This is a genomic window from Symmachiella dynata (assembly GCF_007747995.1).
Lineage (GTDB): Bacteria > Planctomycetota > Planctomycetia > Planctomycetales > Planctomycetaceae > Symmachiella > Symmachiella dynata.
This window is the reverse complement of record NZ_CP036276.1, coordinates 525652-546641: the sequence shown is the minus strand read 5'-3', so window position 1 is coordinate 546641 and position 20990 is coordinate 525652. Positions and strand designations below refer to the sequence as shown.

Here is a 20990-nt window from a genome sequence, read left to right as displayed (position 1 = left end):
ACTCGATGCGGAGCTTCGAGAATGTGGGTTCCCAAACGGAGTTTGGGAACCAGGGATGCCCGGAGCGCAGGAACCGGTGGCTATTTGTGTTTGCGGTTCTTTCGGGATTTTTTGGGTGGGCGGACGCCGGTTTTTTTGGCCCAGGCGCGATACGCAGCCAGGAGTTCATCTCGTTTTTCGGGATGGGTCTTCGCTAGGTCGTTGAGTTCGGTGCGATCTTTGCTGAGATCGTACAACTCCCACGGTCCTCCCTCGGCGGAGACGAGTTTCCAATCTCCCTGCCGGACGGCGGCGCTGCCCAGGTGCTCCCAAAATAGCATCTCATGCCCGGTCCGTTGTTTGCCTTCTAAAATCGGCAACAGACTTTTGCCGTCGAGCGGGTGGATGGATTTGCCGTCGACCGTTTCCGGATAATCCGCGCCGGCGACGTCCAGACAGGTCGCCATTAAGTCGACGACATGCCCAACCTGCTGGGTGAGTTTCCCGGATTTCACCACAGCGGGCCAATGCGCGATGAGCGGCGAGGAGATTCCCCCCTCGTGCACCCAATGTTTGTAGCGACGAAACGGCGTGTTGCTGGCGTTGGCCCAATTTTTTCCATAGGCCAGATAGCTGTCTCGGGGACCGGGGGGTGTGCCGGGGACTTCGCTGCGAACGGGGTTTTCGTGGCAGCCGCCGTTGTCGGCCAGGAACAGAATCAGCGTGTTCTCAAGTTCCCCCACCGCTTGGATCTGTTCGACGATTCGCCCCACCCCATGGTCCATGCGGTCGATCATCGCGGCATAGACGGCCATCTTCAAATCGAATTCTGCTTGCTCTTGTTCTGACAGATTGTCCCACGGCTTCGCATCGAGTGGCGAGAGTGGCCAGTCGGCATCGACGATGCCCCCTTCGATCATCCGCGCGTGCCGTTGTTTGCGAAGTGCTTCCCAGCCGCCGCGATATTTGCCGCGATACTTCTCGATGTCCTCTGGCCAAGCGTGCAATGGCCAGTGCGGAGCGGTGTAGGCTACGTAAAGAAAAAACGGTTCATCCCGGCGGCCGTATTCGTCGACCATTTTAACAGCGTAGTCGCTGATCGCATCGGTCATATAAAAACTGCCGTCGGCCGGCGGTGTGTAGGGTTGGTCTTCCAAGGCCATTTGGCGGCCTTCGTCGACTTTCCAATAATTACACGCTCCGCTGATCAGACCGAAGTACCGATCAAAGCCGCGGTCGGTTGGCCAATTCGGACGCTGCTCGCCGACGTGCCATTTTCCCGACATCAACACGTTGTACCCCGCCGGTTTGAGCGCTTCGGCAATGGTGAGGCAATGGTCGTTTAGAAATCCTTGATAAGGGGAATCGGTCCCCTTCCCCGTTGCACGCTTATTGACCATCCCGCCCATCCCGGCACTGTGGGAATACAGCCCTGTGAGCAGCGATGCCCGCGTCGGACAACAGCGGGAGGTGTTATAAAATTGCGTGAACCGCAATCCTCTCTCAGCCAGACGATTGAGATGCGGCGTGTCGATTTCGCCGCCATAACAGCCAATGTCGGAATACCCCATGTCATCAGCCATAATGATGACAATATTAGGCCGCTCCGCCGCAGCAGCCTGCGGCGCGAAACAGGCAACGACAATGGCCGGTAACCACGCGATGCGGCGAAAGATTTTTAGCCACGGATGAACACGGATCTTCACGGATAAGTCGACCCTACGATTACTAGGAGGTGTCGCCGAAACGTTGCTCATCGGTCTCTCCTAAATTTTGGTCGTCGCGAGTCTTTTCTGTCTTCTATCCGTGTTTTATCTGTGTAGATCCGTGGCTAAATTATTATACTTTTCTGTATCTAATGGTGGGCAGCGTCCGCTGGTTCTTCGTCGAGATCGTCGGAGAAGTTGCAAAATCGATCGCAGGCCCCGCTGTTTTGCACCGCTCCGCAGAGCAGCATGATGCAGAGCAAGCCGGTGACGTAGACGGTTTTTCCGACGAAGTTTGAGTTGCCGGCGTAATCCTCGCCGGGAATGCCGAAGTCATGCGTCCCCGGGGCGACTGAACCCCAGACCAGGACAGCTGCAGCACAAATCAGCAACAAAGCAATCCATCCGCCGCCACGCAGGACCACGCGGAGCTTGTTCCAATTCACAGCAAACAGCCAGAAGACGCACCAAGCAATGAGAGGAATCCAGGGGCCGATCACGACACCCGCTTCCCATACGACCTGCCACACTGCTAACAACAGAAGTTTAAACGATTCCAACATCGATCGAGTTCCGCTAAGACTGGCTGACGGTCGCGGATCCGTTGATCCGCCGCGCCGCCTGAAATGTATTTCACAACGAAGTTCCGCATTCTAGCGGAGTCTCGGAGCCGACGCCAGCGTCCTCAGTCAACACGCTCGCCCCAATTCCCGACATCCCGCCGGAATTTTGACGCCCAGATCAGAGCGGTTCGTAATCTTTTATTCGCTGCGGCCAAATTAAAATAATCCGAGTTTGACGATTTTGCCGATGAGTGAACCGTAGAGTTTGTTTCGTGCGGTTGTTGTGTGGAACATCGTATTCAAGCGGGCCACCGAATCGTTCATTGAGATGAAAACAATCGTCCTCAGTGATCCTTAGTAAAGAATCACAGGCGACGAAGGGAGATTAGGAAACATGTTGAGAGTCATCTCGTGCGGCGTAATCTTTTTGGCAATCAGTGCAGGCTCCGGAAACGTGGCTCGTGCACAATGGGGACTGCCTTGTTTTGATTGTTGTACGACCTGCGCGGCGCCAGCTCCGCAACCGGTGACACAGGCCTATGTGCAGCCGGTGGTCTCGACGCAATACCGCCAACAGCAACAAATCTCCTATCAAGACGTGGCACAAACCGAATACCGGCAAGAATCTTTCTACCAAAGCGTGCCGGTGACGACGTACGAAAATGTGACCGTGGATGAAGGGAGCTACCAACAGGTCTGGGTGCCCAAGCTCACCACCAAGACCGTTGCCAAGCAAGGGTATCAAACCCAACTCTCGCAACGGACCGTGCCCTATCAAGTCACGCGGCGAATTCCGCGGGTGACGACACAGTTGGTTCCCGAACAACGCATCAGCTACCAAACGTCTTACACGACCAGCTATATCCCGCCGGTCTATACAACATACAACACGGCCCTGTTGCCGCCGCTATCGACACCCATCGTCACCGCACCGATCTCCACACCGTTGGCTACGAATCCGATTCCGCGTCGCTCCTACGAGAGTTCATCATTGGCGCCGGTGCCGGATCCTGAATTCGATGAATCGGGTCGCTCCACAAACGTGTCACGTTCCACAAGCATTCCGCGTCGAGCAGCATCCAACGATCGCTACGACGGTTATCGCAGCTCAACGACCACCGCCAGCAAAAAATTCGTTCCCGCCCCATCGGCGGCAACAGTTTGGCAAACGCCGCGCGGTCGGTCCTATCGTTAGGGTGACGAAGTGGAGTCGCCCGTAACGCGGGGATGTGGATCAATCGTTGGTTGAAAGAAATCCTCACGCAAAGCCGCAAAGCTCGCAAAGAGATTTGCAACGACGATAGTGCTGGGTATCAGCTGGTGTAGATCACGTCCAATGCGCTGAAATAAATCGAGTACAGAAACGGCATCCGCACCACACAGCCGCCATGTTGGAATCGGTTTCTCCCGATGATGTCTTTGCGGCCTTCGCGGCTTTGCGTGAGTTTTTTACTTTGGCGTTGGGCACAGGGACTCGTAACGCGGGGATGATGATCCAATCGTGGGTTGAAAGAAAGCCTCACGCAAAGTCGCGAAGCTCGCAAAGAGATTTGCAACGACGATAGCGCTGGATATCAGCTGGTGTGGATCGCGTCCAACGCGCTGAAACAAATCAAGTACAGAAACGGCATCCCCGCCAAGCAGCCGTCATTCACAACGTGGTCGATCCCCTGCGCCTCTTTTGCGGGCTTTGCGACTTTGCGTGAGGCCTTTGTTTTTTCTGTTTGCCCAATCCACGTCACTCCGGCTGACAATCTTGGGCCACTAACTCCCGCGCGCGGAGTACCGACTCCAGCACCTGGCCTGCGTACCATTCGGTCGAAAAGGGGCTCATGATGTAGGACTTGAGTGCTACGATCGGTTCGCCGTAGTCTGTTTCGCGATAGCAGTCTGTTAACGACAACACGACTCCACGGCCTTGCAGGGCCTCATCTTGGATCAATTCAAAAACGCGGCGATTATAGTCGTTGTATTGTAATAACTGTTCTCGATGCCGCGCGTCGGATTGTTCGCGGTCTGGGAACGAAAAGGTATCCACGTCGTCGGGGTAGACGCGGAAGAGTGTCACCGGGCCGAAGTTTTTGCCGTTGAGTACGTGAATCGCCGGATGGCTATCCAAGTGTTCCCGCAGCGACTCAGCCATCGACACCAGATGCCCCAACAACGAACGCAGGCCGTCCTTACCGAACAGCCTCAAGTTCGCCAGCGCCGCCATGGGACCGCTGCCGCTGCGCGTCGTTTCTAACGTATATTTGCCGGGATGGTATTTGCCGCTTTGGAACAAATACGGCGTCGTCTCTTCGTCGCGCGTTATCAACTTTAAGTCCCCCGCATCCTTGCACAAGAATAGGCTCGAGACATACGGCGCAAAGCCGGTCTTGTGGAAATCGATGCCCATCGAATCGGCCAGATGCAGATGCTTGATGCGCCGCCGCGTGCCGGCCAACGACCGGATTGTTCTCGGGGGAAATGCCAGCGGATTGGTTTCGAAGTCGTAGTCATTAAACACCGCCCAAGCCCAACCGATGACGGCGTCGGCATGAATGTGCGGGCGATAGTCCAGGTCATAGTCGCTGATTAACTGTTCGCGCAAATCATAAATCGTTTGCAGGTCGTCCAACCCAAATGCGTCGGTGGTTCCCATCGTGGCGACAATCACGGCAATCTTTACTCCGCGATCCAACAACGCGCGGCAATGGGTTTCCAGCAGGCAGGGGCGGATGGCGTTTTCTGGATCGCTCGGCACGTGCACCACGTTTTGATGCCCCAATCCCATCCACCCTGCGACCGTTTGGCAGGCGTAATGCGCCTGCGTGGAGCAGAGTAAGTGCGCCGGTTCGCGAATGCCGTGGGTCATGGTCCCGGGGCAAGCTTTTTCGAGACCGATTTTCGCGCCGTATAACGTGGTACCGGTTCCGCCGAACGTGAATAAGCCGCCCGCCCGTTGCGGATCGTAACCCACCAAGTCGGCCGTCATCGCCACCGATTCCAACTCCGCCATCACGACGCCCCGCGCCGATTCGTCACTGCACAGATTGGGATTATAGATTGACGGCAGCAATCCGCCGATCACGCTGGGGATTGTGGGTGAGGGGCCAACGTTGATCTGCGAGCGGGGATGTCCCCAAATGAACATGCCGGACAGATATCCGACCAACTCTTCGGAAACCTCTTCGACCGAGTGCGGCGCGTCCTCCATCCGTCGCTGCCGAGCACTGTCGTAGTCCAACTCAATCGGTTGCCCCAACAACGGCTTAACCGATTTCATCGCATCCAGCTGGTCGAGCGCACGCATGAAGGAGAAGACAAAATACGAATCATGCAACCGATCGGAGACAGGTTGCGGAAAAGCGGTTTGCAGTTCACTGACGATGTCGAGGTAGGACATTTTTTATTAGGCTCTAGGCTGTGGGCTTTAGGCTGTGGAAAACCGCGGGGGGAGAGTTCTGTTGTATTTTAGGAGGCCTCGTGGTCGTTGTGGGGAGTCCATTGAGTTCCAATGGGTAAAGATCTGGGCGGGACGCGAGCTTATGAGCTGTTGTTGCCATTTATAGCCGACTTTTGGTGAAAATCGAAGATCGTGCTGAAATGGGATCGGGTGCTGTTCGCAGCGGACGATTCTTCGACACTTTGGTCGCCTGAGCGTCATTAACATCATTGCTGAATGCCACTTGCGAGAAATGAGGGCAACTTCTAAAATCATCCGCTGATTGGTCGCTGGACAGCTTAGATATGAATTTTTTCCGCTGCAAACAGTCGTTGCGCAGTGGCCTGAACGCGCCAACGCCCCAATTCGAGCCTGTCGACCAAATAGTCCAACTTTAAATTCAAAGACCAGCATCGGTTGGCGCGGCAATTGACGCGTACAGCAAACGGGTGCAAGTCCCACCCGTAGTCCGCTAGCAATCCTGTTGCCGTAGTCATTATTTTATGAACGACGATTCCTCGCACAACCGTATTGTGATCCTTGGCTCGACCGGCTCGATCGGCACGAGTTGTCTTGAGGTCGTCGAGGGGTTGGGGAACAACATGGAAGTGCTCGGGTTGACCGCGCACACCAGTTGGCGGGACTTGGCCGCTCAAAGTCGTAAATACCGCCCCCGGTGGTCCGTACTCAGCGACGAGCGTATTCGCAGTCGCGTGGAGACCTCGGAATTCGGCAGCGACACCGAACTTTGCTTTGGGACCGATGCCATTGAAGATGTCGCAGCAGCGGACGAAGCGGATGTTGTCATCTGTGGAATTGTGGGAGTCGCCGGTTTGCGCGGCGTCTCGGCCGCCATTTCGGCCGGTAAGCGGGTCGGCATTGCCAATAAAGAACCTTTAGTCATGGCCGGCGGGTTGATGATGAAGGCAGCCGCCGAACATGGGGCGACGATTATTCCCGTCGACAGCGAACACAGCGCGATTTATCAGGCGATGAAATCAGGACACCCCAGCGAGGTCAAACGGGTGGTGCTCACCGCCAGCGGCGGACCGTTTCGCGGCTGGAAACGGGAGCAGCTAACGGACGTCACCCCGGAAATGGCGCTGGCACACCCGACTTGGGATATGGGTGCCAAAATCACGATCGATTCGGCGACATTGATGAATAAGGCGCTGGAAATAATTGAGGCAAAATGGCTATTTGGGCTGTCTGTGGACCAAATTGAAGTTGTCATTCACCCGCAATCGATCATACATTCGTTTGTGGAGTTCGTGGACGGCTCTGTGATTGCCCAGTTATCGCCGCCCGACATGAAATTGCCGATTCAGTATGCGTTGACCTATCCCCGCCGCGTGAGTGGAGTGGCACGCAAGCTGGACTGGTCGACTGGTATGAACCTACAATTCGATCCGCCGGACCTGGAAAATTTCCCCGGGTTGCAACTGGGCTTTGAGGTTGCCGAGCGGGGCGGTACGTGCGGGGCGGTTTTGAATGCCGCCAATGAAGGAGCGGTGGCTCGGTTTTTGGCGGGCGACCTTCGTTTTTCCGAAATCCCTCGCGCCTGTCGCGCGATTTTAGATGCTCACAATTTCGACCCCGATCCGACCATGACTGAATTATTACGGCAGGACGGATGGGCGCGAGAGGAGATACAGCAGTGGCGATCCTAGCCTTGTCGTTGAGTTCAGTTCCCAGCATTCTTTTGGCGGCGCTGGGTCTGGGCTTTGTCATTTTCATCCACGAGTTGGGCCACTTTGCCGTCGCCAAATGGTGCGACGTCAATGTGGAGCGATTCAGCATCGGTTTCGGACCGGTGATCTGGTCCCGGACGTGGGGGGAAACCGAGTATGCGCTTTCGCTGATTCCCTTTGGGGGATACGTGAAGATGCTCGGCCAGGACGATATGGATCCCAGCCAAGAAACCGACGAAGATCTCGCCGAGGATCCACGCTCCTACACCGCCAAGTCGGTGCCGCAGCGGATGGCGATTATCTCCGCCGGCGTGATCATGAACCTGCTCACCTCAGTACTGTTCTTCCTGTTCGCCTTCAAATTGGGCGTTGAATTCACACCGGCGGTCGTCGGCTATACCCGGCCAGGTGATCCTGCTTGGGTCGCGGGTCTGCGCACGGGAGACGAATTCACACAGGTGAACGGTCGCACCGGTCGGCCGCTAAGGTTTATCGATCTGCGGCAAGAAATCGCGCTCTCCTCTGGCGATGTCCATGTGAAGGGGATTCGCCGGATTTATGACGGCGTGAAGATGACCGAAGAGGATTTCACGACCACGCTCGTCCCCAAAACCGGCGACATCATCCCCACCGTCGGCGTAGCCCCCAGCCTGGGCATGCGGTTGCCGCAGGCCGCCGAGGGGGAAGAAGCAACCGTGACGATCCCGGGCACAGCTGCCGCAAAATCTACCCCTCCCTTTGAGGGCGGAGACGAGATCGTCAAGATCGACGAAGTTGATATTTCAGGCTATGCCGATCTGCAAAACGTCTTGGCGCGGCGCCGCGGGCAAGAAGTCACGTTCACCGTCAAACGGGGTAAAAAAGGCGAGACGCCGACAACACACGAAATCAAAACCCCGCCCAACTATTTCCATACATTGGGCCTGAAAATGGATATCGGGCCGATTACGGCCATCCAACAGGGTTCACCGGCAACAACCGCCCAACCACCGTTGGCCGTTGACGACAAGATCACACACATCATCAGCGAGACCGATGGCGAACGCGAAGTCGGCGCTGACTTAAACGCTTTAGAATTGCCCGATTACCTGGCGACATTGCACGGGCAGGAAATCAAAATTCGCGTGAAACGCAGCACGTCCGGACAGGAAGAATCGATCGAATGCACCATCACACCCGATGACCGTCCCGGTTGGACCGAAACCCCGACGGGTCCTTCGATCCCACTGACCATTCCGGCAATCGGGATCGGCTATCAAGTGATGCCGTTGGTCCTCAAAGTCGAAGAGGGAAGCCCCGCCTTTGGAGAAGTGAATCGCGGAGGCAAGCCGAGCTTTATTAAAAGCATCGAGTTCTTTCCGCCGATCACCCAAGAAGCCAAACCGATAATTTTTGACAACAAAAGTGAGGACCCGATCAATTGGGCGTTCGCGTTTTGGGCGATGCAACAACATCCGGAAGCAGAAGTTGTCTTGCAAATCTCCGAACAGGATTCGGGGCAAGAGTACACGACCAAAAAACTCGCTCCCCAACCGCGCGATCAGATGGGCAGCGAATGGTATCTGCCGATTCGGGGAATCCCCCTCAACATGCTCACCGAACGCCGCAAAGCGGCCACCTATGGCGAAAGCCTGTCGTTGGCCTACAACCGCACGAAGTCTTCGTTGCTGGAAATTTATCTCACGCTCCGCAATCTAGCGACGGGTCGCGTTTCGCCCAAGGCGCTGCGGGGTCCGTTGGGGATCGCTGAAACGGCGTACCATTTTTCCGAAAAAGGCCTAGGCGATCTGCTTTGGTTTTTGGGCCTATTGAGCGTTAGTTTGGCCGTGCTGAACTTCCTGCCGATTCCTGTCCTAGATGGCGGGCATATGGTTTTCTTGATCTGGGAAGGAATTCGTGGTAAACCGGCAAGTGAACGAGTCATGATCGCCGCAAATTATGTGGGGTTATGTTTCGTCTTGTGTTTGATGCTGTGGGTCTTGTCCCTCGACATTTTCATGCACTTGCTCGGCTGGTGGAAAATGTAAGCGGTGCCGGCAACGGCGGCCGCGGATTCCCCGGTCCGTCTTGGGAGGCGCAATGGTAACTGGTCGAAATCGCGGACGATCGGGTGACAAAGCGGTCGCCTATCTGGCTGTGGCGTTTGTCGTCGCCGGGGGCATCCTGTTTGTCAGCGTAGCCATTTTGTTATTCAGCCCCGATCCGCCACGTGTGTTCGGGATCATGGCAGCCGTCACCCTGGGGTGTCTGTTCCTGGTCTGGTTGGTGAGTGATCATCGCGATGGCCGCTCGCTGAAGGAACGTTACGGCGCTTTGATCGGCTTGGGCCCCAAAAAAGAAAAGGTCAAAGTCAAAGTCAAACGCGTGAAACGATCCGAGATGGAAGCTCCGAATCGGCCTCCCTCAGTGGAGGACATTCGTGGACTCTCCGAAGGGGCCAACACCTGGGTCCCGTCGAGCGACAAGCGTCAATCCGATGCGGATTGCTGACTTTCAACGCGCGACTTTGCCAAATCCCAGTGCGGCTTGGGGAGCGGAGTTTGTTGTTCCTCGATCGCTTGCGGCGTGTACGCTCGAATTGTCTCCACCACCCGGTTGAGTTCGTCGGAGGGCATTTGAATCGACGACGGTAACCACACGCCCCGCGCTGCGATATCGCTCGAGACCAGAAACTCACCCGTTTGATCGGCATAAGGGGGCTGCGTGTGCAACGGCGGGTAAAACGTGCGGCAGCCGATGCCGTTTTGTTTCATGTAATCCAAGAACGGTTGTTTCTGCACGCCGTTGAGTAATGCATCCGCGAACCACGGTACGGTGTCGTCGCTACCCAACGGTAGAAACTGCAGCCACTCAATGTCGGCCAGCTGCTCGGCATAGGTCCGCCACACATTTCGCCGGCCTTCGATCCGCTCTTCGATGATCTTGAGCTGTTCAATGCCAATCACTGCTTGCAGGTCGGTGAACTTGAAGTTGAAGCCAATTCCATCGTGCTGATCGACGCCCGGTTGCAGCCGATGGAAGTCTTTTAATTTGCGGATTTTTTCAGCGACAGCGTCATCGTTGGTCACAATGGCGCCCCCCTGCCCTGTGGTAATGATCTTGTGTGGGGTGAACGAAAACACGCCGACGTCGCCGAACGTGCCGAGTTTTTGTCCCGCTGATTGCGAACCGAGCGCTTGGCAGGCATCCTCGATCAGCACCAGTCCGTGACTGCGGCAAAACTGCCGCACCTGTTGCATGTCGCCGCTACGGCCATTGATCGGCACGTAGATCATCGCCAACGTATCGGGACGCAGTCGGACTTTGTTGAGATCCAAACAGAGGGTTTGCGGATCGACGTCGCACAGAATCGGCTCAGCCCCCGCCCAGCGCACGACGTTCGGCGTGGCGATCATCGTAAAGTCGGGGACGATCACCGAATCGCCCGGACCGATGCCCAGCGCCAACAGCGACAGATACAACGCCGCCGTTCCACTGGTGACAACCGTGGCATGCTTGGCCGAAACAAATTCCGCCAGTCGTTGTTCAAACTCCGCCGTCTTTTGAAATTCCGTCAACCATCCGCCGGAGCGGAGGTAGTCCGTCACGGCAGCGATATCGTTCTCGGTCAGATACGGTTCGATTTGATGGATGAAGTTCATTTGGTGGCTTCCACATTGAGGCTGGTCAACAGGCCGTTGTCTTTGTCCATGTGCGGAACGTACGCTTGCGAATAGTCGTCGTAGCCGGCCAACTCGCCGACGAAGACTTCACGCCACTCCCAATGCCGCACGTTGGTAAAACCGGCGTCGCCGAGAACTTGTTCGAGGGCAGCGAAGTCGTATACCGTTTTGTGAAAAACGACAATGTCCGTCCCGGGGACTTCCCAGCGGCCGAAGATCGGGCCGATGACCAGATCCAGATCGCCTTGTTCCTGATAGACGCGGGATAAGGCGGCGAAGTCGGGAACAGCCAGTCGCAACGTTCCCCCCGGCGCAAGCACGCGCCGCCATTCGCGCAACACAGCGGCAACTTCGATGCGGTCAAAGTATTCCAGCACATGCGAGGCATAGATCAGTTGCACGCTATCGTCGCTCAGCATGGGCAGCGTGGCGATATCGTGCTGATGATCGATGTGCGGAAAATCGGCTAGGTCGATGTGCAGGTAACCCGGCATTTCGCGCTTGCCGCAACCAAGATGGACTTTGACATCACTCACCGTCAAACCGCCTCCGATCAGCATCCGGCCCAGGATAGGGACCGTTTTTGACTTCTAAAACCTGCGTGCCGTCTTCGAGAATGTCGTAGCTATGCCCACCGCGGAGCAGGATTAAGACATCGCCCGCTTCCAGCACAACCTGTTCGACGCGTTGTTCCGATTCATCGAACACGGTGCATTGCACTCGTCCGGTTAGCACACAGATCACTTCTTGGGTACGGTCGATTTGCCGCGGCACGACATTGTGAATATGCGCCTGCAAATGTTTGCCCGCGTCATACCCCCACATGCCGACTTGGATGAAGTCGTCATCCTCGGAGAAAAAACTAAGTCCCTCCGCACGATCCGCCACGGTAATCAGCGTCGCCAATCGCACGCCATCTTTTTCAATCGTAGCCAACGACGTATCTCCAGGTTCTCAGTGGCCAGTAGCGAGTGGCCGGTGGCCAGAACCGTAGGTCATGCTGTGCATGACATCGCTCAATAGGTTCACATTTCCCCAAGCAGCGTCATGCACAGCATGACCTACAAACGAGTCTGTCTGGCCACTGACCACCGGCCACCGGCCACTCATTTCAAATCGCTTTAATAAACGAGTGCGGATTGAAAAAGCGATACAGCTTGATCAACTCCACGATGCCATCGTCGAGTGAATACTGACATTCAAATCCCAGCGCCTTGGCTTTAGCGTACGAGACATAAAAATGCCGCACGTCTTTGTCGCACATGCTGGAATCGACGATTTCGAATGATTCGTAGCGATGGATGTTTTCGGCGATATCCCGTTTGGAGTAGTTCAACTCCTCGCTGCCCATGTTGAAGACGCCGCCTCGCATTTGGTCGACGTGCTCCAGCGCGAAGAGATATCCAGCAACGCTGTCGTTGACGTGCATGAAGGTCCGTTTGGAATCGCCCGAATAGAGCACCAACGTTCCTTCGTGTATTGCTTTTTGTACGAAGTCATTGACCATCAACCCGGACCGCATGCGGGGGGCCACGCCGAAGACGGTTGCCCAGCGTAACGAGATCGAATTCTCGCGCTGCATAATCACCCGTTCGGCCTGCAGTTTGGTCATGCCGTACAAGCTCACCGGAGCGACCTCGGTCTCTTCATCACTGACCGAACCGGATGCACCGTAGATGGAGGTCGTCGAGGCGAAGACCAACAGTTGATCTTTGGAGAGATGATCGGAAATACGGATCGAGGCATCGAGGTTGATCCGCTGCGCTGAGTTGGGATTGGCTTCGCACTCGGGATACCCGCTGATGGCGGCCAGATGAAAGACGACGTCGCTGTCATCGAGATACGAGAGGTCCTCGTTGCGGACATCGTTTTTGATCATCTTCAAATTCGGCCGCGAAACAAGATGCAGCACAGATTCGAAGCCGAACATGAAATTGTCGACAATCGTGACTTGATGTCCGGCATCCAATAGCGCGGAGACCAAAGGCACGCCGACATAGCCTGCTCCACCGGTGACCAATATCTTCATCGCGTTAGAATCTCCTGGCCGAAACAAGGTCCCGAGCGGGGGTGCACACCCGTACGTAGCGCGTCCGCGCGCCTGTGGGTTGCTCCGCTCCGTAAGATGTATCGGCCGGACAAGCTGTGACGATTGAATCAGTTTTGCCGCCTGGTTGAGCAATCTTGAGTTTTTTCACAGCACATCATGGTCCATCTCCCTCTCAAATGTTCTGCCAAGGAGGGAGGCGTCAGGGTGGATGATTTGAGAGGCACTCAACGAAAACAGGGGTCGGCTTTTCAGCCGACCCCTGTCGAACGGGCAAGGATTCAAGTTTGCCACCAAACTAGTCATTTCGTCGCCCTGGGACGAAAACAACCAGCGTCTTACTTTTCACCGATTACTTGGACTCGCAACAGGTTTGCGGAGCCGCACAATCGGATGGGGCACAGCATCCCGGGTCGGCGGGGCAGCAGACCTGGACCGGCACCATTTTGCAGGTGACGCGGGGCACGCAGCGGGTGCAGGTGACCTGAACCTGACGCGGCACGCATTTGCGACGTGTGACGTACTTCGTCTCACAAACTTGCTTGCAGACACAGTACGGAACCTTGCGGGTGCAGGTTTGCGTCACGTGTTGACAAGTTGTGTACGGCACCTTCTTGGTGATGGTTTCGCACTTGTAGGTGCAGGTCGTGTACGGCACCTTGCGGGTGACGCATTCGGTGACCATGCGGCAAGTACGGTACGGCACCTTCTTGTGGCAGCACTGGCGAACCATCGTGCAGGTCGTGTACGGCACGCGACGCGTTTTGCATTCGCGGACGTAGCTGCAAGTCGTGTACGGAACCTTCTTGGTTGTCGTGCACGGGATGCATTTCACACAGGTGTAAGGCACGCGGCGATGCTTGGTTTCCGTGACATAACGGGTGCAGCACACAGTCTTTTTGACCGTCTTGGGGCACCAGACTTTGCGGCAAATCGTCGTGCCGGGGCACTGTTGTTTGACCATGCGGCAGCAACCCGGCTTGTAGATGCAGCAACCACAGCAGTTGGTTTCCCAGGTACCGGGATCGCAAACACATTTGCAAACCACAGGACCGGGGCAGTGTTCCGTAACGGTTTTCCATTCGCCACAGCAAACGTCGATCGTCTTGGTTTCCGTGACTGGTTTGCAGACCGTGTAGCAGCAGTCGCGATATTTGGTTTCGCAGACGCGTTTGTAGGTCGTGCAGCAGACGTCACGGTAACAGGTCTTATAAACCGGCTTGCAGACCGTGTAGCAGCAGTCGCGGTAGCAGGTTTTGTAGACCGGTTTGCAGACCGTGTAGCACACGTCGCGATAGCAGGTGTTGTAGACCGGCTTGCAAACTTTGCAGCAGACATCGCGGTAGCAGGTCTTGTAAACCGGCCGGCGAACCGTGCAACAAACGTCGCGGTAGCAAGTCTTGTAGACCGGCTTGCAGACGGTGTAGCAGCAATCGCGATAGCGTGTTTCGTACACATTGCGAGTGCATTGCACCGGCACTTTTTCGCAGACAGTGTCATACACTGTTTTGCAGCATGTGTACTGTTCTTTTTCCCATTTGACTTCCCGCACTTGCTTGTAGCAGGTGCAGCAGTTCGATTTCGCGGCACAATAGTCCCCGCTCGGGGCACAACAGGACGTTGGGCAGCATGAGTAGTTCGCTGCTCCACAATATCCTGCTTCGGCTGTAGTTCCGTCGCATGCAACCAAGAATAGCCCGGCGGCGACGGAGATCCAAAATGCGTGTTTCATCTCTCCGTTATCCCCAAAAAGTGTCAGTATTTCGTACGTCCGACAACCAGACGTTGCCCGTTCATCTCTTTTCTTCGACACGCACAGGCTACCCCCTTTAGCCTTCCTGCCCAATTTATCCGCACTTCGCATACCCGCCAGCACCCGCCGCCGGCGCAAGAGGGGGATTCGGCGCAACCGACACTGTCGGCGTCTTTGACATGCGTCGAAGTCGTAACTTGCTTGAGACTATCCCCACCCCAGTCCGCACCAATACGGTTTTGGCATGGCTGATTTTTTTGAAATGATGTAGGAATTCCGTTGCAATACAGCGCCAGCAAGACAATAATGTACACATGTACACAACGAGGTGATCAATGAGTGACGGCTCAAAAATTGAATGGACCGATGCAACCTGGAACCCAATGCGGGGTTGCACCAAAATCAGCCCCGGCTGCAAGCATTGCTATGCGGAGACGTTTGCTGAACGTTTTCGCGGCGTGCCGGGGCATCCCTATGAACAGGGGTTTGACCTGCGACTCGTTCCAGAAAAACTGACGGAGCCGCTCAAATGGTCGAAACCGAAAATGGTGTTCGTGAATTCCATGAGCGATCTGTTTCACGAAGACGTGCCGGACGATTACATAGAAGCGGTGGTGGAAATGATGTGCACAGCCAACTGGCACGTGTATCAAGTTTTGACCAAACGATCGCAACGTCTACAAGACTTACTGCAAACCAAGCTCCGGGCCGCCGCGCAGCAACCGCACATTTGGTGGGGGACCAGCGTCGAAAACCGCCGGCACGGCCTACCGCGAATTGACCATCTTCGTCACGCAGGGGCAGCGATGACGTTCCTGTCGATCGAACCACTCCTGGAAGATATTGGCACGTTCGATTTGAGCGGCATTGACTGGGTGATCGTCGGCGGCGAAAGCGGCGCCGGTGCGCGCCCAATGCGCCCGGACTGGGTCGTCAACATCCGCGAACAATGCTCCGCTGCAGGCGTGCCGTTCTTCTTCAAACAATGGGGCGGTGTGCGGAAGAAACTGGCGGGGCGGGAGTTGGAGGGACGGACTTATGACGAGTTTCCGGAGATCTCACGCCATGCGATGGCGGATACGGTAACTCGAAAAACATTGCGCTCAAAAATCGAACATGAGTTGTTGGAGGTGGCGAGCGCGTGATATCTCCATTTCTGAGGATGCAATATGGCTTCCAGCACAGTTGGTCCGTGGGCGAAAGACAAACTTGATCGCTTAGGGAAGTACTTGAATGCCTACACAACGATCATGCGAAAACAGAGTTGGTGTGAAGGCTATTATTACATTGATGCGTTTGCTGGCCCTGGAAAGCACCAGGTACGTGACAAGGAGGTCAATGAACTCGAAGTTGAATCTGCACTGCTGGATTTATCGCATGATGGATCTCAACAACCGGAACACCAAGCCTTTCTGGCAGGCTCTCCGAGGATCGCTCTAGAACTTAACAATCCATTTTCGGGCTATATTTTCGTCGAAAAAAATGCTGAACGCGCCACTGAACTCGAACAATTGAAAGAAGAATTTGGAACTTCTCGCAGCATTTCAATTCACAAATTGGATTGCAACGAGTTTCTTCTGAATCGCGTCGTCAATTCCAAAAAAGTTAATTGGAAAACGAACCGAGCAGTCGTCTTTCTTGATCCCTTCGGAATGCAGGTGGGGTGGGATACTCTTCAAAACCTCGCCCAAACAGAAGCAATCGAAGTGTTTTTAAATTTTCCAGTAGGGATGGCTATCCAACGACTCCTGCCCCGTGATTCGACGAAGCTTACTAAAAAAAGTCGGGAAAAGCTTGATAGATACTTTGGTTCGCCCGATTGGTACAGGGAACTATATAAGCCACAATTCAACTTGTTCGGTGAAGAAATTGATGAAAAATCAGAAAACTCTGGTATAGCGCTTTTACGTTGGTACCGCGCTCGGTTGAAAAAGGCCTTTGGACACGTATCCAAAGCAGCTTTGATTCGCAATTCAAAAGGTGGTCACCTTTATTTCTTGCTATTGGCTACTCCGAAGGCGACGGGTGCCAAAATTGCGTCAGATATCCTTTCTGGTGGCGAAACAGTGCGTTTGTGAACTCGTCATTTCCGACCACTAAAATCACTTCTCAAGTTGTTACTACACAACTACCCGTAAGAACCGCACGTCATCCGCCACCACATCCAACAGCGCCACGGATGGTTCGCTGGTGCGGAACAATGCGCCGGGGTTGATGCGGCGGGTGGGGCCGGATTGCCAGTCGCGGGCGGTGTGGGTGTGGCCAGTGAGTAGGTAATCGGGTTCGGATTCCAGCAACGGCCGCAGGTCGATCGTCATGTGGCCGTGGACGACGGCGATCCGTTTGCTGCGATGCTCGAACTGCCCGCCCCACTCCAGACAGGTTGCCCCATGTTTCTTGGCTGCCTGTTTCAAATCAGCGGCGCTGTCCGCGTCGTGATTGCCGAACACAAAATACAGCGGCAGCACGGCGCAGATCTCGACGATTTCGGGACTCGCCAAATCGCCGCAATGCACCAACACCTCCGCCCCCTGCTCTTGCAACACCCGCACACCGGCCAGTGTGCGTTTGACGTGATTGTGTGTGTCCGCGAGGATGCCGATCATGGGGCGTGTTTCATCTAGCGTGTGTCGACCAACCACTGAGTCAGAGTCTGAAGGACGTGGAATTTGTTATAATACAACTCTCTCGTCAAAGGGGAATGCGTCATGTCAAATTCTCGCGATAACACACAGCCAATAAATTCGTTCAGTGCAACAGACGGGATTCGTGCTCGGCCGACCATGTATTTGCCTGAATTCGGCCAGCGGCATGCAGTGAATTCTCTCGTGCAGGAATGTCTGTGCATTTCACTGGACAACGCACTCGAAGGTTGCGCAACAGAGATTCGCATAACAATCCGCGGTGACGGGAGTATCGCCATTTGGGACAACGGGCTACCGCTTCCACTCATCGGCAGCGACGGATTGCCAGCCATTCAGAGTCTCTTGACGATCATGTACGCTTGCCGTGATGCCAAACGTGCCGTCAATAAAGATCTGTGTCGAGTGGGGGTCGTCGTTGTCAATGCACTGAGCGAGTGGCTGAAAGTCGATTGTGGTATCGATGCCCGGCATTGGCGACAAGAGTATCAACGAGGAGCCCCGGTCGGTCCCTTCGCCGAGATAGGCGACACTACTAAAACATGGGAACAAATCAGCTTTCTGCCAGACCGCTCCCTCCTAGGAGAAACGCAATTCGACATTCCCGCATTTCAACGATGGTTTACGGACCAACAATTCGCAATCTCGAATTGTCATATCACGCTCGATGATGATGTTACCGGCGAACGCCTGCTGTTGTCGTGATGACGTGGCAACTCAACTTGCTTTTACAGACACCACTCGCCGCGCGTTGCGACGAGTGGTGCGTTGCCAAGGGACTGTCAATCGACTTCGGTTACTACGCCGGAGCCGACAGTCCGACCTCCTTCACGAATCGCGAAACGTGTGCCCGGTTCCAAAGCAACCGGCTTATCCAAGCCGATTCGAACCGACACTGAGTCGCCCGGTAGGACCATTTCGGTCTTGCCAACCAACTTCGTATCACCTGTCACATCCGTGGTCCGGAAGTAGAATTGAGGACGATAACCATTAAAAAATGGAGAATGGCGTCCTCCTTCCTCCTTCGTCAATGCATAAATTTCGGCCTGGAATTTTCGGCGAGGCAATATACTACCGGGCGCCGCGATCACTTGACCGCGACACACTTGATCTTGCTTCACTCGACGCAACAACAGACCAACATTTTGACCGGCGGAACCAACATCCAACACTTGCCGGAACGCTTCCACGCTTGTACAAACCGTACGAATCGGTTCCGCTAGCCCCAGGATCTCGACATCGTCACCGGCACGGACGAGACCTTGCTCGATACGCCCCGTGACCACCGTTCCGCGTCCTTCGATTTGATGCACACCTTCGATTGCCAACAAAAATGGTTTGTCGACATCCCGGTATGGATCAGGAATCTCCGTATCCAAAGCGGCCAGCAACTCTTCGATACACCCAGAAAATTGTGGATCATCGGGATGCTCCAGAGCGCCTTTGGCATTCCCTCGGATGACTGTCACCTGCGAACCCTTGTAGCCGTATTTGGTTAACAGGTCACGGGCTTCCATCTCGACGAGATCGATGATATCCGGATCGTCGACGAGGTCACACTTGTTGACGAACACCACGATATGCGGCACACCGACCTGTCGCGCAAGCAGGATATGCTCACGTGTTTGCGGCATCGGACCGTCAACCGCCGACGTGAGCAAAATTGCGCCGTCCATCTGAGCCGCGCCGGTGATCATGTTCTTGATGTAATCGGCATGGCCGGGGCAGTCAACATGCGCATAGTGGCGCCGCTCGGTTTCGTACTCCACATGACTCGTGATAATGGTTACCGTTTTCGTCTCATCACGCACGGTCCCTCCTTTGGAAACATCCGCGTAGCTTTTGGCTTGGGCCATTCCACGGCACGCCTGCACAGCCAGTATGGCCGCCGTCAACGTTGTTTTACCATGATCGATGTGACCGATTGTCCCGACATTCACGTGAACTTTCTGAACCATTGCTCAAAGTACTCCTTTCGAAGTGAGGAATTGCACCGCGCCCACTGACCAGCCGACAAGGAGAGCAGCCTCGGCAGCCTTTTTGTGCCCATGCAGCGCCAGGGCAGTAGTTGCGACTTAAACAGAGAAATCCAACTGCAGAAACAAAAACAGCCCGCCAAGCGAATTCACTGGGCGGGCTGAGGTTGGGTTTTCGGAAATGCTTCAGACCGACACCGTCTCCGCCTCGCCATCGAATGACGAGTCAAATGTGTAAGAGGCTTGGTTGAAGAAAAAAGTAGTCATAGTTTTTTGCTCGATGCGATAGACTGGTTTCCCATTAGATACGAAAACTGCGGAAGGGTTCGCGCAAAATGAGCTTCGCGTCAGAGATGATTGCTCATCGAGCCGATTTCTTCGATGGAACGCCGTTTTCTCCACGTGCTTTCACCGCCGTTACCAGCCAGATGCCGACGATGACGCATAGGGCGGCGACGGCTAGCCAGGGGGAGAGTTGGTCGCCGCGGAAGATGACGCTGAACGTTAGGCCAAATAGCGGTGAGGCGAAACTGAAGACTGAGATTTGTGAAGCGGCGTGCCGTCGCAGTAGCAACGCCGAGAGTGCGAAACAGAAGCCGGCCACCACCACGCCTTGATACAATAACCCCAACAGCGAAGGGGTGTGCTCGACGCTGAATTGCCAAATCACAGCCGGTGTTACGTGGAGTAGGTTCACTCCTTCGAAGAGTGTGGTGTAGATCGCAAACAGCACGACACCGACGAGGCCGCTATGAAATGTGAGGGGCCCCGGTTGCACTTTACGTAGCGCGTGTTTGGTGTAGATGATCTTGACGCCTAACAAAAATCCGCTGGCCAACAACATGAGGTCGCCTGCGAGTGTCGCGGGATCGCCTTTGGTGGGTGTTGTGTTTTGTGTGTCGACCGCCACGATCAGCACGACGCCTGATCCGGCGATGAGCAGCCCCAGCATGCGATTCCAGGAAAGTTGCGTCGCCCGCATCACAAAATGTTCTAAGGCCACCACCCAAAAGACATAGGTGTTGACGAACAGCGTCGCGTGCGAGGAACTCGATCGGGCCACCCCGAGATGAAATGCGCCGATCTGCAAAAATAACAAGACGCCCGTGATGAGCACCGACCGGAACTGTGTCCGATTTAGTTTTAGTCCGACGCCTTCCCAGCGACACCAAAGCAGCATAAATAGCGTTGCGAGCACGAAGCGAATCAATGCAGTGGAGATCGCGGGAATATCGACGGTGGAGAATTTGACAGCGACAGCATTGGCACCCCACAGTGCCGACATCAATACGCACAACCCAGCAGTCGTCATGCTCAAAGGTTGCTGCGTGACCAGATGTACGGGTTGCGACTTGGAAGTCATGGGGGAATTATCTGCGGATGGAATCAGCGGTGTATTCTCGAGTTCGCTTTGACACAGAATACCAGTTTCCGCCGAAATGCCCAGGGCGACGAGGGTGCAGAGACGCGCTCGAATTCCAAGCGCAAAGTTTGCGATGTACCAGATTGTCTACGAAATTGGGGCGTCACCGACAGATACAGGC

General features: G+C 55.1%; 19 protein-coding genes. 7 read left to right on the top strand and 12 right to left on the bottom strand.

Annotated elements, in window-relative coordinates:
• Nucleotides 1-80: 80 nt before the first annotated feature.
• Together Mal52_RS02065 and Mal52_RS02060 are read right to left on the bottom strand one after the other, a co-directional pair.
• Nucleotides 81-1736: an arylsulfatase gene (locus Mal52_RS02065; RefSeq protein ID WP_145373988.1), complete on the bottom strand. Its 1656-nt coding sequence runs from the start codon at nt 1734-1736 to the stop codon at nt 81-83.
• Between the two features lie 98 nt (nt 1737-1834).
• Nucleotides 1835-2248, bottom strand: coding sequence for a hypothetical protein (locus tag Mal52_RS02060; protein WP_145373987.1), 414 nt, complete (start codon nt 2246-2248; stop codon nt 1835-1837).
• 394 nt (nt 2249-2642) lie between these two features.
• On the opposite strand from Mal52_RS02060, the gene Mal52_RS02055 reads away from it, so the two are divergent.
• On the top strand, nt 2643-3443 hold the full coding sequence (locus Mal52_RS02055; RefSeq protein ID WP_145373986.1) for a hypothetical protein: 801 nt from the start codon (nt 2643-2645) through the stop codon (nt 3441-3443).
• A gap of 118 nt (nt 3444-3561) precedes the next feature.
• On the opposite strand, the gene Mal52_RS02050 is transcribed toward Mal52_RS02055, so the two are convergent.
• Nucleotides 3562-3771, bottom strand: a complete 210-nt coding sequence (locus Mal52_RS02050; RefSeq protein WP_145373985.1) for a hypothetical protein — start codon at nt 3769-3771, stop codon at nt 3562-3564.
• Between the two features lie 215 nt (nt 3772-3986).
• Nucleotides 3987-5636 (bottom strand): pyridoxal phosphate-dependent decarboxylase family protein, encoded by a 1650-nt coding sequence (locus Mal52_RS02045; RefSeq protein WP_145373984.1) that lies wholly within the window; start codon nt 5634-5636, stop codon nt 3987-3989.
• 542 nt (nt 5637-6178) lie between these two features.
• Between Mal52_RS02045 and dxr the strand changes: the two genes are divergently transcribed.
• From dxr to Mal52_RS02030, 3 genes are read left to right on the top strand one after another with little or no spacing between them, the layout of a single operon-like run.
• Nucleotides 6179-7345, top strand: a complete 1167-nt coding sequence (dxr, locus tag Mal52_RS02040) for a 1-deoxy-D-xylulose-5-phosphate reductoisomerase (protein ID WP_145373983.1) — start codon at nt 6179-6181, stop codon at nt 7343-7345.
• Nucleotides 7333-9393, top strand: coding sequence for a site-2 protease family protein (locus Mal52_RS02035; RefSeq protein ID WP_197533651.1), 2061 nt, complete (start codon nt 7333-7335; stop codon nt 9391-9393). The genes dxr and Mal52_RS02035 overlap by 13 nt, the downstream gene beginning before the upstream one ends.
• A 52-nt stretch (nt 9394-9445) precedes the next feature.
• Nucleotides 9446-9856, top strand: coding sequence for a hypothetical protein (locus tag Mal52_RS02030; RefSeq protein WP_145373981.1), 411 nt, complete (start codon nt 9446-9448; stop codon nt 9854-9856).
• Here Mal52_RS02030 and Mal52_RS02025 read toward each other — a convergent pair.
• The 5 genes from Mal52_RS02025 to Mal52_RS02005 form a co-directional block, all read right to left on the bottom strand.
• A complete protein-coding gene (locus Mal52_RS02025; RefSeq protein WP_145373980.1) occupies nt 9835-11007 on the bottom strand; it encodes a DegT/DnrJ/EryC1/StrS family aminotransferase in 1173 nt (390 codons plus the stop codon). The two genes, Mal52_RS02030 and Mal52_RS02025, sit on opposite strands and share 22 nt — an antisense overlap.
• On the bottom strand, nt 11004-11564 hold the full coding sequence (locus tag Mal52_RS02020) for a methyltransferase domain-containing protein (protein ID WP_197534600.1): 561 nt from the start codon (nt 11562-11564) through the stop codon (nt 11004-11006). Before Mal52_RS02020 ends, Mal52_RS02025 begins: the two co-directional genes overlap by 4 nt.
• Entirely contained in the window at nt 11557-11964 is a 408-nt protein-coding gene (locus Mal52_RS02015) for a cupin domain-containing protein (protein ID WP_145373978.1), read from the bottom strand. Before Mal52_RS02015 ends, Mal52_RS02020 begins: the two co-directional genes overlap by 8 nt.
• Nucleotides 11965-12139: 175 nt before the next feature.
• Nucleotides 12140-13057, bottom strand: coding sequence for an NAD-dependent epimerase/dehydratase family protein (locus Mal52_RS02010; protein WP_145373977.1), 918 nt, complete (start codon nt 13055-13057; stop codon nt 12140-12142).
• A 370-nt stretch (nt 13058-13427) separates the two neighbouring features.
• Complete coding sequence (locus tag Mal52_RS02005; RefSeq protein WP_145373976.1) at nt 13428-14807, bottom strand: hypothetical protein; 1380 nt, start codon at nt 14805-14807, stop codon at nt 13428-13430.
• Between the two features lie 356 nt (nt 14808-15163).
• Between Mal52_RS02005 and Mal52_RS02000 the strand changes: the two genes are divergently transcribed.
• Together Mal52_RS02000 and Mal52_RS01995 are read left to right on the top strand one after the other, a co-directional pair.
• Complete coding sequence (locus tag Mal52_RS02000; RefSeq protein ID WP_145373975.1) at nt 15164-15973, top strand: DUF5131 family protein; 810 nt, start codon at nt 15164-15166, stop codon at nt 15971-15973.
• A 24-nt stretch (nt 15974-15997) separates the two neighbouring features.
• Complete coding sequence (locus tag Mal52_RS01995; RefSeq protein WP_145373974.1) at nt 15998-16906, top strand: three-Cys-motif partner protein TcmP; 909 nt, start codon at nt 15998-16000, stop codon at nt 16904-16906.
• 42 nt (nt 16907-16948) lie between these two features.
• On the opposite strand, the gene Mal52_RS01990 is transcribed toward Mal52_RS01995, so the two are convergent.
• Nucleotides 16949-17434: a metallophosphoesterase family protein gene (locus Mal52_RS01990; RefSeq protein ID WP_145373973.1), complete on the bottom strand. Its 486-nt coding sequence runs from the start codon at nt 17432-17434 to the stop codon at nt 16949-16951.
• 102 nt (nt 17435-17536) lie between these two features.
• On the opposite strand from Mal52_RS01990, the gene Mal52_RS01985 reads away from it, so the two are divergent.
• On the top strand, nt 17537-18175 hold the full coding sequence (locus Mal52_RS01985; RefSeq protein ID WP_145373972.1) for an ATP-binding protein: 639 nt from the start codon (nt 17537-17539) through the stop codon (nt 18173-18175).
• A gap of 77 nt (nt 18176-18252) precedes the next feature.
• On the opposite strand, the gene tuf is transcribed toward Mal52_RS01985, so the two are convergent.
• Entirely contained in the window at nt 18253-19428 is a 1176-nt protein-coding gene (gene tuf / locus Mal52_RS01980; protein ID WP_145373971.1) for an elongation factor Tu, read from the bottom strand.
• 379 nt (nt 19429-19807) lie between these two features.
• On the bottom strand, nt 19808-20809 hold the full coding sequence (locus Mal52_RS01975) for a DMT family transporter (RefSeq protein ID WP_145373970.1): 1002 nt from the start codon (nt 20807-20809) through the stop codon (nt 19808-19810).
• Nucleotides 20810-20990: the final 181 nt, after the last annotated feature.